This is a genomic window from Paenibacillus sp. FSL H7-0442 (assembly GCF_038593105.1).
In the GTDB taxonomy this organism is placed as follows: domain Bacteria; phylum Bacillota; class Bacilli; order Paenibacillales; family Paenibacillaceae; genus Paenibacillus; species Paenibacillus polymyxa_D.
Genome location: NZ_CP151963.1, coordinates 4,215,110 through 4,228,494, shown reverse-complemented (window position 1 = coordinate 4,228,494; position 13,385 = coordinate 4,215,110). Strand labels below are relative to the sequence as shown.

Below are 13,385 nucleotides of genomic sequence, written 5' to 3'. Positions count from 1 at the left end.
ATGTTAACAGGACGAGGGATTTTTTGTTTTATATTGAAAGTGGAGCAAGAAGAAAGAGCACAATATGAAATACAACGATGGGGGGATACGTTAATGGCCTTTCAAAAACCGACGGGAACACAGGATTTGCTGCCGGGCAGTGTAGAAAAATGGCAAGTGGTCGAGGAAAAAGCCCGTGAGATTAGCCGCCGCTTTAATTATCGAGAGATTCGTACACCAATGTTCGAACAAACGAATTTGTTCGTTCGAGGTGTGGGTGAAACGACGGATGTAGTGGAAAAGGAAATGTATACTTTTGAGGATAAAGGGAAGCGCAGCATGACTTTGCGTCCGGAAGGAACAGCAGGGGTTGTCCGCTCCTATGTGGAGAACAAACTATACGGGGAGCCGGATGTAACTAAGCTGTATTATATCGGTCCGATGTTCCGTTATGAGCGTCCACAGGCTGGGCGTCAGCGCCAGTTTCACCAATTTGGAATTGAGGCATTTGGGGCGGTCGATCCGGCACTGGATGCAGAAGTTATTGCTTTCGGGTATCAATTCTGCCGTGAACTGGGTCTGAAAGGAGTACAGGTGGAGATTAACTCCGTCGGTAATGCAGCCAGTCGCGCAGCTTATCGGCAGCATCTGGTGGACTTCTTGATGCCAATTAAGGATACGTTGACCAAGGAGAGCCAAGCACGCATTGAGCGTAATCCGCTGCGAGTGCTGGATAGCAAAGATGACCAGGACAAATTTGGAGGTGCACCTTCGATTTTGGATAGCTTGGACGAGGAATCTCGCATACATTTTGAGAAAGTGAAGCAAAATTTGGATGCCATGGGTGTGGAATATACAGTTAACCCGCGTTTGGTACGGGGGTTGGATTATTATACGTTGACAGCGTTCGAATTCAAAGCTGAAGGAATTGGTGCCATAGACACGATCGGTGGAGGCGGCCGCTACAACGGATTGGTTGGAGATCTGGGCGGACCGGATCAGCCAGGGATTGGTTTTGGCATTGGACTGGAGCGAATCCAGCTGATTTTGGAGCATCAAGGTGTCAAACTGAACGAATCCAAGCCGTTAGATATCTATATGGTGGCGTTGGGTGAGGCGGCAGAAACGGAAGTAACCAAACAACTATTCAAATTGCGTCAAGCTGGATTTTCCGCAGAACGAGATTATCTGGGTCGTAAAATGAAGGCGCAGATGAAATCAGCCGATCGCTTTAAAGCAAGGTATACTGCGATTCTGGGTGAAGATGAGCTGGTTCAAGGTGAAATTGCACTGAAAAACATGGAAACGGGCGTGCAGCGCACTGTTAAGCTGGATCAGCTGGTGGAAGAACTAGGATAAAGAAGATGTGTAACATCAGTCAGGGGGAGTCTCCCTCTGGCTGTCATATAGCATTAACTACTAAATATAAACAGGAGTGTGTATTATGAAAAGGAGTCATCAATGCGGCGCATTGACTCATGCGCATATCGGAGAAACAGTTACATTGAACGGTTGGGTACAAACCCGTCGTGATTTGGGGGGCGTACTTTTTATAGACCTGCGTGACCGTAGCGGAATTGTACAAATCGTATTTAATCCGGCATATTCCGGTGACGCACTGCAAATTGCGGACCGTGTTCGTAGTGAGTATGTGCTTGAGGTTACTGGTACCATTGTCAAACGGGATGCAGAAACGATTAACCCGAACCTGCCTACAGGTGAAATTGAAGTGCGTGTCACTGAAATCGAAGTATTGAATGCATCCAAAACACCTCCGTTCTTCATTGAAGATGGCGTGGAAGTAGACGAGTCACTGCGTTTGAAATACCGTTATCTGGACTTGCGTCGTCCGGAAATGCATCAGACCTTGAAGCTGCGTTCCAAAGCAGCAAAAGTATTCCGTGATTTCCTGGACGGTGAGGATTTCATTGAGGTGGAAACACCGATTTTGACAAAAAGTTCCCCAGAGGGCGCCCGTGATTATCTGGTACCTAGCCGGGTACATGAAGGTGAGTTTTTCGCCTTGCCGCAATCTCCACAACTGTACAAGCAATTGCTGATGGTTGGTGGCGTGGAGCGCTACTACCAAATTGCACGTTGTTTCCGTGATGAAGATTTGCGTGCTGACCGTCAGCCTGAATTTACGCAGGTCGACATTGAGACCTCCTTCATGCAACAGGATGATTTGCTGCCTATGATGGAGCGTCTTATGGTGAAATTGTTCAAAGAAACCGTTGGAGTAGAACTGGAAACACCGTTCCAACGAATTACACATGCAGAAGCAATGGATAAATACGGATCAGACAAGCCTGACCTGCGTTTTGGTCTGGAGTTGATTAATGTCAATGATATCGTGGCAACCAGTGGTGTGAAAGTATTTGCTTCAGTAATTGAAAAGGGCGGGGAAGTTAAAGTTCTCAATGCCAAAGGATGTGGCACGTGGAGCCGTAAGGACATTGATGACCTGGGTCCTTTTGCAGCACGTTATGGAGCAAAGGGCTTGGCTTGGATCCAAGTGAAAGAAGGCGAATTCAAGGGGCCTATCGTTAAATTCTTCACACCGGAAGAAATCGAAGCCTTGAAAGAGCGTACGGGAGCTGAAGAAGGCGATCTGTTACTCTTCTCTGCGGATAATAAAAAAGTAGTTGCTGATGTATTGGGCGCACTTCGTCTGAAAATTGGCCGTCATTTGGGCCTCATCGACGATAACAAATTCAAATTTGCCTGGGTCGTAGACTTCCCGCTTCTGGGCTATGATGAAGAACAAAAACGTTATGTAGCGGAGCACCATCCGTTCACTCGTCCGAAGGAAGAAGACCTGGCCCTCTTGGACACAGATCCAGGTCAAGTTCGTGCTCAGGCCTACGATATCGTGCTGAACGGCTACGAAGTGGGTGGTGGCTCGATGCGTATTTTCAAGCGTGAAGTTCAGGAGAAAATGTTCAAAGCGCTCAACCTGCCGCCTGAGGAAGTGAAGGATAAATTCGGTTACCTGCTGGATGCATTTGAATATGGTACGCCTCCACATGGTGGTATTGCCTTCGGTTTTGACCGTCTTGTGATGCTGCTTGCAGGTCGTACAAACCTGCGTGAAACCATTGCATTCCCGAAAACAGCTAGCGCGACAGACCTGCTTATGGATGCGCCAAGCGAAGTGGATCAAGCTCAATTGGAACAGCTTCACATCCGTCTTGCCCCGAAACCTGTTACTCCTAAAGCTTAAGATGAACGTTTGTCTTTGCAAGTGCACCGAGTGGCTTGTGGATAGATTATAGAATGCCGTGAACCCGTTACCCTTTTATGGATAATGGGTTCGTGGTTTGTATGCTGGAGTTCAAGTATAGAGTTTAAATCAGTGAGGGAGGATATACCATATTGTTGCATCAATTTTCACGAACGGAACTGGCTATCGGAACTGAAGGTCTTGAGGTTATGAAAAATAGCACGGTGGCCGTGCTGGGTATCGGCGGTGTCGGTTCGATTGCAGTGGAAGCACTGGCGCGCACAGGTGTTGGACGTATCATTTTGATTGATAAAGATGTTGTAGATATCACCAATATTAATCGCCAAATACATGCGTTGACAACGACGGTAGGTCAAAAAAAGGCGGATCTGATGGTAGAGCGTGTGAAGCTGATTAATCCTGAATGTGAAGCGATTGCACTGAACATGTTTTATACGGAAGAAACGTATGAGGAGTTATTTAAGTACGAACTGGATTATGTGCTGGATGCTTCAGATACGATTATTTACAAAATTCATTTGATTAAGGAATGCCTGAAACGGGGGATTCCGCTGATCTCCAGTATGGGCGCTGCGAATAAAATGGATCCAAGTCGTTTTCAAGTAGCGGATATTTCCCAAACCAGAATGGACCCGATTGCCCGTGTCATCCGCACCAAGTTGCGTAAGGAAGGCATTACCAAAGGCGTCAAGGTTGTATTCTCCGATGAGGAACCAAAGAAGCCACGTGAAGAAATTACAAAAAAAATTGTACCTGCCAACGCACCTGAAATCCGGAAAGCGAAGCAGCCGCCTGCAAGCAATGCATTTGTACCTCCGGTAGCAGGACTGATCATGGTTAGTGTAGCCGTGAAGGATTTATTAGAACACGCTGGTGTGTAAGTTGTAAAAATAGCATGGCAGTGCATTCGTTAGATTTACAGCAGTATGTATTCACTTTAAGACCTGTAGTTCTGTGCATCACATCCTTTGTGTCACAGTTGCTACAGCTCTTTTTTGTTTTGAAAAAGTGCAGCTTACTGTAAACAGATTGAACAACTTGCTGGAGGGTTTTGGTATGAAGGATGGACTATGGTCCAGAAGTCTCGGTTACAAGCCCGAGCATCATTGGAAAAAGGAATTAGCCGCTGGGGCCATTTCTTATTTTTCCGTGGTATACATTGTTATGGTTAATGCGACTATTTTGTCAGATGCCGGGATTCCCCTCCAAGGGGCGATGCTCGGGACACTGCTGACATCGATGATCGGCTGTCTACTGATGGCTTTTGGTGGGAAATCTCCAATGGTCGTTGTACCAGGGATGGGAATTAATGCCTTTTTCACTTATACGCTGGTACATTCCATGAAGCTGAGCTGGCAGGAAGCGTTGATGGTAGTTGCCGTCACAGGGGTGATATTCGCCATTGTGGCCTTTACATCATTGTACAAGCTGATTAGCCAAGCGATTCCCCATAATTTGCAGCACGGAATTACGGTAGGCATTGGTTTGTTTTTAACCTTTATCGGTTTGCAAAAAAGCGGCATCGTGATTGCTCATCAGACGACTTTTGTGGCTATTGGCCATTTTAATGATCCCAAGGTAATTACGGCTTGTGTAACGTTGCTGCTCGCTATTGTATTGTTTGTGCGTAACGTTCAGGGAGGTTTACTAATTAGTATTTTGGCGGGAACTGGGCTTGCTTATATACTGGGAGCTGTAGAGCCTACAAGCACGGTACGAACCTCTGAAACGGTGCGACAGTATGGGCAATTGTTTGGAGAGCTTTCCTTTTCAGGCATTGTCTCGGTAGCTTTCTGGATCGCTGTCTTTTTGCTCCTACTCATTGTGCTATTCGAGAATATTGGTATGATTACTGCACAAACCAACATGATTGGTAGACCGGATTTATTTAAAAACAGCTTGCGTGTGTTGGCTGTAACCAATATCTTTGCCGGTATTTTGGGCAGCAGTCCGGCGGTAGCCGCTGCGGAATCGACGGCTGGTATTGCAGCAGGGGGACGCTCGGGAATGACACCGCTGGTAACTGCTATTTTATTCGGGGCGACGTTTTTCTTTATTCCACTGTTGGCTTATATTCCTGATAGTGCCATTGCACCCGTGTTGATCATCATTGGGGGGCTAATGGTGCAAAATGTGCGAGAGATGGATTTCAGTGATTTTACTGAAGTGTTTCCTGCATTTCTGATCATGGTGATGATGCCCTTTACTTATAGTATCGTAGACGGAATGGCATTTGGTTTTATTGCATACCCCGTAGCCAAGCTGGCAGCAGGACGGGGCAAGGAAGTACCTATCGCATTATATATCATATCTGTACTGTTTGTGGCAAATTTTGTGCTTCATTCTCTGGTGTAGTAAACTCGAAGATAGATTGTACTGTTCATACCCGCGCAGAGCGCGGGTGTTGTTGTTTGAACAAGAATGGTCAGACAGGAAGCGAGGTTGATGGTATATGGAAAAAGAACATCATATACACCAAGAAGAGCAGGAGGACCGGATGAAGGAAAAGCCGGGTAAAAGACCGGATAAGGCTGGCATGGGGCGGTTTATCAAATTGATTGCGAGTGCGCATCCGCCCAAAGCCATTCTGATCATCGCCCTGATTCTGACCCTGATTCAGACCATGGCTGGTTTAATCGTACCCATGATGACTAAAGGGTTGATTGATGGCTTGACCTTTTCTTCACTAAACCGTATGGTCATTGTTGGTCTGCTTGGCGCTTTTGTGATTCAAGCGGTGGCTTCGGCAGTTTCTATCTATATGTTGAACTATGCTGGGCATAAGATTGTGGCTAATTTGCGCAAACGCTTATGGCATAAAATCTTATCTCTACCTATACCTTACTTTGATAGAAATCGGTCAGGAGATACGATGAGTCGCGTCACTAATGATACAAGCCTGATTATGAACTTAATTACGGAGTATCTAGTCAATTTGATTTCTAATGTGATTGCAATTATTGGTGGTATTGCATTGTTATTTTATCTGGATTGGGTGATGACGCTCATTATTATGGCTATTGTTCCGCTAACAGCTCTAATTTTATTTCCGGTAGGCAGAAAAATGTACCGCATCTCCAAAAAACAGCAGGATGAGATGGCAGATCTGACCTCAGTGTTAAGTCAGGTTATCGGCGAAATCAGACTGGTGAAGGCCTACGGAACCGAAAGCAGAGAGGCTCAGGCTGGTGAGGATCGTATTTACCGGATGTTCCGCTTCGGTTTGCAAGAGTCACGTATCCTGGCCCTTGTAGGTCCAATTTCTACCTTCTTGTTGACTGCAGTACTGGTCATTATATTGGGGGTTGGTGGTGTTCGCGTTGCATCGGGTGTGCTGACCGCGGGGGATTTGGTGGCATTTATTTTGCTGCTATTTCAGGTGATCACACCGATGGCACAATTCACGACTCTGTATTCACGTCTGCAAAAGGTGGTTGGGGCTACTGAACGGATTCAGACGATTTTAGATCATGAAGAGGAACCGCTCGAGTTGAAGCAGGAAGCGGCAAAAGAGAGCAGAGATATTATACTTCGTGATGTTGTCTTTTCCTATACCGAAGGTGAAGAGGTTCTTCATAATGCAAACTTGGTCATTCCGGCTAACCGGACGACAGCATTCGTGGGTCCGAGCGGGAGTGGGAAATCCACCTTATTTTCATTGCTAGAGCGCTTTTATGTGCCAGATACAGGGGAAATTCGTTATGGAGACGAACCGATATCGTCATATACACTTTCCTCTTGGCGCTCCAAAATTGGTTATGTATCGCAGGAAAGCTCAATGATGACCGGAACGGTCAGAGATAACATTACATATGGCTTGGGGCGCGAAGCTGACTTGGAAGAAGTGAGACGAGCAGCTACGATGGCGTATGCGGATACATTTATTATGGATCTACCTCAAGGCTACAACACTGAGGTGGGAGAACGGGGAATGAAGCTGTCCGGAGGCCAGCGTCAACGGATCGCTATTGCGCGTGCGCTTCTTCGTAGCCCTGACATCCTCATGCTGGATGAGGCTACATCTAGTCTGGATAGCTCATCTGAGCATGAGGTACAGAAGGCCCTAGCGAACTTGATGGAAGGACGCACGACGATTGTCATTGCTCATCGTTTGTCTACGGTGGTTCACTCCGACCAGATTATCGTGTTGGACAAGGGCAAGGTGACCGGTGCAGGAACTCATACAGAGTTATTAGAGTCCCATCAGGTGTACCGTGAGCTGGCTCAAAAGCAGTTTGTGGAGATGGGGGAGAGAAGTATGGAGTATTAGAGGCCGCTTCGCGTGTGACTTGATCCTCCGATCGCTCCGCTTCTTCGGATTCAAATCACCCGCTTCGCTGGTGCCGAAAAGCTCCATACTTTTGTGAAAGAGTAGGGAAATAGGGGGATTAGAAATAAGGTTGGATTTTTATGGTTAAATGTGTTACGCTTACTTTCCTTTTTTTGTGTCGGAGCAAGTGGATGATGCAGAAATCGAGACTTGATATTCTTAGGAGGTAACTGAAATGGAGAATGAGTTTCAAAGTGCCTATCAAGAAGAACAGCACAGGCTGTCGCTTGCTATGGAGGAAATTGATCGGAGATTGGAACGGCTTCGCAATACGCCAGTATACACTGGGCATGATTTTACAGAGCAAGTGCTGGAATCTGCACGGGAGGAAAAACGCCAGGCTTTGGCTAAAAGCTCGCAGGAGCCTTATTTTGGGCGTATGGATTTTGACGAGCGTGGCAGAGGGCAGCGGAAGCCGCTTTATATCGGTAAAATTGGAGTAGAGCGTGAAGAAACGTCAGCGTATCCGCTGGTGATTGATTGGCGTGCACCGATTGCCAGCTTATTTTATTCATTTACAGGTGGTGAAGAAACCGCGTCCTATGAAGCTCCTGAGGGAACTATTGAGGGTTTGGTCTATCTGAAGCGCAACGTTGTCATTCGGAAAAGAATTCTGGAACGGGTAGCCGATACGTATAATCGTGAAAGCGACGAGCCGGCCGTTTCCGATGAGTTTCTCGTTTATCGTTTAGGTGAAAACAAGGATAACCGTTTACGGGATATCGTATCTACCATTCAGGCGGAGCAGGATCAGATCATCCGCGCGGCTAAAAATACTGCCCTCGTTATTCAGGGGGTAGCGGGTAGTGGCAAGACGACGGTAGCGCTGCATCGTCTCGCATTTTTACTGTATCAATACAAGGATCAGGTATCAGCGGACAAAATGGTCATTTTCGCACCAAACCATATGTTTCTCGACTATATTTCAGATGTACTTCCTGAGCTGGGGGTCGGAGATATTCAGCAAAGTACATTTGCAGACTGGGCGCTGGACTTGTTGGGTTTGGATTTACCTTTGGCTGATCCTGCCGAAACATTATCTTATTGGTTTGAGAGTGGCAGTCTGAGAGAGGAATCCATGGATGAGGCGCCGGGAAGATTCAAGGGTTCAGTTCACTTTATGGAGTTACTTCAAGCTTTTGTTGAACGACTGGAGCCCATTTCCGTTCCCGAGGAGGATTTTTCACCATGGGATGGAGCGATGCTGCCGCGAGCTGAGATTTTGAATTGGTTTAATGAGGAGTATAAGCCTTATCCGCTCGCGAAGCGGAAGGAGCGTGTGCTGGCAAGAGTGCACCGCTGGATTGAAATGGAGCTGAAAAAGTCGCCTTCGGCGGCAGCACTCAAGGAACGCAAAAAAAAGGCAGGGGCACGGGAAAAGGCATATGCTAAAAAATGGCCACAATACGACGCACTGACGCTCTACAAGCAGCTTTTTCAAGCAGCTAAAGGGTTACCCGCAGATACGGCTGCAGAGATGAAGGCTTCTCTGCCGACTGCTATTTTTAAGGCTACACAGTCGGATCTGCGAAAACAGATTATCCGTGAAGAAGATCTGACTGCGTTAGTGTATCTCCACGTGCTGATTCATGAGGTAGAATCATCTCAACGTTTTGACCATGTGGTCATTGATGAAGCGCAGGATTTTTCACCTTTTCATATCGCATTGCTGGATTTGTTCGTCAAAGGACATTCCTTTACTATACTGGGCGATTTATCGCAGGGCATTCATGAATACCGTGGCGTACATGCATGGGAGGAAATGAGTTCTCTTTTTGCACCGGAACATACCGGGTATTTTGCGCTTACGCGGAGCTATAGATCAACCTTGGAAATTATAGAATTTGCAAACACGATTTTGGAGCAGGGAGTTCGCGGCGGTATTACGGCAGTTCCAGTATTTCGTAGTGGCGATCCGGTGCGCACTATATCTTACGACTCATCGGTGCGTGAGCAGAGTTTGCTCACCGCTCTAAAAGAGCTGTCCTCCAGGGAGTATCGTACTGTTTCTGTGCTGACACGTACCTTAAAAGAGGCTGTGGAACTGCATGAGGTTTTCACAAGTGCGGGGATGGATGTGAATTTGATTGACGGTGGTAAAAAGCAATATGAGGGCGGTTTGTCGGTACTGCCTGTGTACCTATCCAAAGGTCTGGAGTTCGATGCAGTTATTGTGGCGGATGCCGACCATGAGCATTATGGAGAACGGGCATGGGATGCCAAGCTGCTGTATGTAGGATGTACCCGTGCGCTGCATGAGTTGTGGCTATTGCATGATGGCTCACTTCCTAGTTACGTACAGGCACAGACGAAGTAAACAGAAAAAGCGTTGTAAAGTACCGCCTGAGTTGTTGTATTCCTTTTTGTTTACTGTTTATCTTAGTGATGAAATTATGAAATCATGCCAGTCGAAGAACAGCCACGAAATCATCTTTCGTCTAAGGCTGTTCTTTCTTTTTTATGGGCGACTGACTTGAAGACCTACAGCTGTGCCATGACCATGCTATCTGCAACTTGTTAACGGATATGGTAGAATAAGAGTCGGTTTACACCGTATCAGAATTATAGATGACTTGAATTTTCATGTTTTTCAACCGTATGAGCGAGCCTAATATAGTATGTTTTCAAAGATAAAAGAAAGTGTTCGTTCATAATCATAAGGAAGTGAAAGAAATGGACTTATTTTCATATTCCCAAGAGTCAACGCCAAGCAATCGGTTGCTTGCGGATCGCTTGCGTCCGACTTCACTGGATGAATATATTGGACAGGAGCATGTTGTGGGTCCAGGTAAGCTGCTGCGAAGAGCCATAGAGGCAGATCAGGTTTCTTCAATTTTGTTGTACGGACCACCGGGATGCGGCAAAACAACGCTGGCACATATCATCTCGCAACACACGCAAGGCGATTTTGTACGTCTGAATGCTGTAGAAGCATCTGTGAAAGACGTAAGAGAAGTCATTGACCTTGCACAGACGAATAAATCGATGTATGGCAAAAAAACCATTCTGTTTCTCGATGAGGTACATCGTTTTAACAGTTCACGTCAGGATGCACTGCTGCCCGCGGTGGAAAAGGGCACGATCGTGTTTATTGGCGCCACGACTGAAAATCCCTTTCACTACGTCAACGGCGCTTTGATGAGCCGTTCTACGTTGTTCCAGCTTGAAGCGTTAACGCAGGAACATTCGCTGGCTGCTATGCGCCGCGCCTTAAGCGATGCGGACAAAGGGCTTGGCTACATGCAGCTCCAGGTCGATGAAGCTGCACTGGCTCACATCGCTTCCATGGCGAACGGCGATATCCGCCGCGCTTTAAACGCGCTGGAACTGGCGGCGCTCACAACGCCTCCGCTGGCAGACGGCACGATTCACGTGACACTGGAAGTCGCTGAGGAATCCATTCGCCGCCCGATTGTCAAAGCAGATGAATCCACGCAGTATGATGTGTTGTCGGCCTTCCACAAAAGCATTCGCGGCTCCAGCGATGCCGCGCTGTTCTGGTTCCTGTACGCCGTAGAAAAACTCGGTATGGACCCGATGACCTTTATCCGCCGCCTCATCGCGGCAAGCAGCGAGGACATTGGTCTGGCGAACCCGCAGGCAATGGTGCAAGCGGTGAGTGCGCTTGAAGCCTATCGCAATAACGGCTGGCCCGAGGCCAAGCTGAACATTGCACAGGCCATTTTGTTCGCTGTAGAAAGCCCCAAATCGAATGCCGTATATACGGCGATTTCACGGGCCATGTCGGCTATGGACGATATCAAATCGGCCGAGGTGCCACTCCATTTGCGTGACGCACACTACAAAGGCTCGGAAAAGCTCGGTCATGTTGGCTACCAATATCCACATAATTATCCGAATCACTATGTGAAGCAGCAATATTTGCCCGATGCGATAGCAGACCAAACCTTCTATCAGGCTACTGAGCAGGGGAATGAGTCAAAAATCAGGCAAAACCAGCGTTGGCGGGATTCACAGTCTTAATATATGTGCGACTTAATATACAGAGTGTGTACGATATCGTCACGTTACGCCATGATCGTGCAAGTGCGAAGAAGGGGATAAAAAAATGAAAGACATGTTATTCGTTGCCGCGGGCGGAGCACTTGGAACCTCTACCCGTTATGGCCTGCAATCGCTGCTGCCTGCGGCGGGTGCGGATTTTCCACTTGGTGTGCTGCTAATTAATTGGATCGGCTGCCTGTTTCTTGGTTGGTTCTTTACGGTAACCTTGCGATCATGGCGGATCAAGCCGCGATTGCGACTTGCCATCGGAACAGGCTTTACAGGGGGCTTTACCACCTTTTCCACTTTTGCAGTGGATGCTGTACGCCTCACAGTTCACGATCGTATGCTGACGGCTGTGTTGTACCTCCTGCTAAGCGTAGGCGGAGGGCTATTTTTGACATGGACAGGTATCCGTCTAGGTACAAAAATGACGCAGGCTGCTCCGAAGGAGGAACGCTTATGATCTGGTGGGCGGCGGCAGGCGGGATTATGGGTACACTGGCGAGATACGGGCTTGGTATGTGGGCCGGCAAGAGGTTGGGTACCGTATTCCCGTGGGGGACGTGGATCATTAACGTCAGCGGTTCATTGCTGCTAGGCTGGCTCTATGGTGAGTTTACGCAACACCAGTTGTCTCCTGCACTCTGGATGCTGTTAGGAACAGGTTTTTGTGGCAGCTACACCACCTTTTCCACATTCGGCTATGAATCTCTTCAACTGATGGAGCGCAAAGAATACCGACGCATGGCTACGTATGTACTTTCCTCTGTCGTGGTAGGAGTTGTAGCTGCGGCTATCGGGTACAGAGTCAGTTAAGCTTTATACATTTTCGAAATAACACGTAAAAATGCAATAAAAAGCTTCCAATCCCGACTCAAGGCATTCTCAGCCGTGATACGGTTTTGGAAGCTTAGTGCTGTACCTATACAGCTATTTTTTATCTCGTTCTTTGTACAATTCAGGTAAAAGGGATTCGAGTTCAGGTCTTGGATCAGGATCAGACAACTTCATTTCCTCCAGCGTTTGGACGGCAATCCGCAGCACAGTATAATCCCTATACCAACGGTTGTCTGAAGGAACGACATACCAAGGAGCTTGTTTGGTTGCGCTTAGCTCTAATACATCCTCATAATACTGGGTATATTGCTTCCAAAATTTCCGTTCCTGCAAATCACTTGGATCGAGTTTCCAGTTTTTGTGAGGCTTTTCAATTCGGTCGATCAGCTTTTCTAACTGAAATTGCTTTGAAATATGTAAAAAGATTTTAACCACCTTTACACCATTATCCAGCAACAACTGTTCAAAATGCTTGATATGCTTAATATTCCGTTTGGCCTGCTTATCGGATATCTGTCCGTGAACACGTGTAATTAGCACATCCTCATAATAAGAACGGTTAAATGCTGCAATATATCCACGTCCTGGGGTAACGCTATGAGCACGCCACAAGAAATCATGACTTAATTCCTCAGCCGTAGGCGATTTGAAGCTGTGGACCGTCACCCCCGCCGGATTCAGATTAGAAAATACCTGTTTGATGACGCCATCTTTGCCGCTGCAATCCATGCCCTGAAATATAAACAAAACGGATTGTTTTTTCTCTGTAAATAATTTGCTTTGTAATTCCGTGAAGCGTTCCTTCAATTGATCTGTTTCCTGTCGGATTTCTTCTTTATTTTTGATATTATTTGTATCCTTAGGGTCCCATTCTTTCAAAGAAACTTTTTTACCTGGTGTCAGCATTCCTAATGAATCAGACATAAAGGCACGCTCCTTTTCAATTGAAGTATGATCTTGTTTACATCATATACCCAAATGAGGATG

Annotated in this window: 10 protein-coding genes; 9 read left to right on the top strand and 1 reads right to left on the bottom strand. The window is 46.9% G+C overall.

Annotated elements, in window-relative coordinates; genetic code table 11:
- The first annotated feature begins 93 nt into the window (after positions 1 to 93).
- From hisS to crcB (MHH57_RS18655), 9 genes are all read left to right on the top strand, one after another.
- On the top strand, positions 94 to 1,338 hold the full coding sequence (gene hisS / locus MHH57_RS18695; RefSeq protein ID WP_029515740.1) for a histidine--tRNA ligase: 1,245 nt from the start codon (positions 94 to 96) through the stop codon (positions 1,336 to 1,338).
- 85 nt (positions 1,339 to 1,423) lie between these two features.
- Positions 1,424 to 3,202, top strand: a complete 1,779-nt coding sequence (aspS, locus tag MHH57_RS18690) for an aspartate--tRNA ligase (protein WP_029515739.1) — start codon at positions 1,424 to 1,426, stop codon at positions 3,200 to 3,202.
- Between the two features lie 152 nt (positions 3,203 to 3,354).
- Positions 3,355 to 4,104: a tRNA threonylcarbamoyladenosine dehydratase gene (locus MHH57_RS18685; protein WP_029515738.1), complete on the top strand. Its 750-nt coding sequence runs from the start codon at positions 3,355 to 3,357 to the stop codon at positions 4,102 to 4,104.
- Between the two features lie 175 nt (positions 4,105 to 4,279).
- Positions 4,280 to 5,578, top strand: a complete 1,299-nt coding sequence (locus MHH57_RS18680) for an NCS2 family permease (protein ID WP_342434389.1) — start codon at positions 4,280 to 4,282, stop codon at positions 5,576 to 5,578.
- 97 nt (positions 5,579 to 5,675) lie between these two features.
- Positions 5,676 to 7,493, top strand: coding sequence for an ABC transporter ATP-binding protein (locus tag MHH57_RS18675; protein ID WP_029515736.1), 1,818 nt, complete (start codon positions 5,676 to 5,678; stop codon positions 7,491 to 7,493).
- A 235-nt stretch (positions 7,494 to 7,728) separates the two neighbouring features.
- Positions 7,729 to 9,870, top strand: a complete 2,142-nt coding sequence (locus MHH57_RS18670; RefSeq protein ID WP_318627539.1) for a UvrD-helicase domain-containing protein — start codon at positions 7,729 to 7,731, stop codon at positions 9,868 to 9,870.
- A 356-nt stretch (positions 9,871 to 10,226) separates the two neighbouring features.
- Complete coding sequence (locus tag MHH57_RS18665) at positions 10,227 to 11,537, top strand: replication-associated recombination protein A (RefSeq protein WP_342434388.1); 1,311 nt, start codon at positions 10,227 to 10,229, stop codon at positions 11,535 to 11,537.
- 85 nt (positions 11,538 to 11,622) lie between these two features.
- Positions 11,623 to 12,024 carry a fluoride efflux transporter CrcB gene (gene crcB, locus MHH57_RS18660; RefSeq protein ID WP_029515733.1) on the top strand — a complete coding sequence of 134 codons (402 nt, stop codon included), beginning with the start codon at positions 11,623 to 11,625 and terminating at the stop codon, positions 12,022 to 12,024.
- A complete protein-coding gene (crcB, locus tag MHH57_RS18655) occupies positions 12,021 to 12,377 on the top strand; it encodes a fluoride efflux transporter CrcB (RefSeq protein WP_029515732.1) in 357 nt (118 codons plus the stop codon). The genes crcB (MHH57_RS18660) and crcB (MHH57_RS18655) overlap by 4 nt, the downstream gene beginning before the upstream one ends.
- A gap of 114 nt (positions 12,378 to 12,491) precedes the next feature.
- Here crcB (MHH57_RS18655) and MHH57_RS18650 read toward each other — a convergent pair whose 3' ends face one another.
- Complete coding sequence (locus MHH57_RS18650; RefSeq protein WP_165149671.1) at positions 12,492 to 13,322, bottom strand: PPK2 family polyphosphate kinase; 831 nt, start codon at positions 13,320 to 13,322, stop codon at positions 12,492 to 12,494.
- Positions 13,323 to 13,385: the final 63 nt, after the last annotated feature.

Bases quoted from the DNA above. Each gene is read 5' to 3' on its own strand.
- hisS (WP_029515740.1), top strand. From the start codon at position 94: ATGGCCTTTCAAAAACCGACGGGAACACAGGATTTGCTGCCGGGCAGT.
- MHH57_RS18650 (WP_165149671.1), bottom strand. From the start codon at position 13,322: ATGTCTGATTCATTAGGAATGCTGACACCAGGTAAAAAAGTTTCTTTG.
- MHH57_RS18675 (WP_029515736.1), top strand. From the start codon at position 5,676: ATGGAAAAAGAACATCATATACACCAAGAAGAGCAGGAGGACCGGATG.
- aspS (WP_029515739.1), top strand. From the start codon at position 1,424: ATGAAAAGGAGTCATCAATGCGGCGCATTGACTCATGCGCATATCGGA.
- crcB (WP_029515733.1), top strand. From the start codon at position 11,623: ATGAAAGACATGTTATTCGTTGCCGCGGGCGGAGCACTTGGAACCTCT.
- MHH57_RS18665 (WP_342434388.1), top strand. From the start codon at position 10,227: ATGGACTTATTTTCATATTCCCAAGAGTCAACGCCAAGCAATCGGTTG.
- MHH57_RS18670 (WP_318627539.1), top strand. From the start codon at position 7,729: ATGGAGAATGAGTTTCAAAGTGCCTATCAAGAAGAACAGCACAGGCTG.
- crcB (WP_029515732.1), top strand. From the start codon at position 12,021: ATGATCTGGTGGGCGGCGGCAGGCGGGATTATGGGTACACTGGCGAGA.
- MHH57_RS18680 (WP_342434389.1), top strand. From the start codon at position 4,280: ATGAAGGATGGACTATGGTCCAGAAGTCTCGGTTACAAGCCCGAGCAT.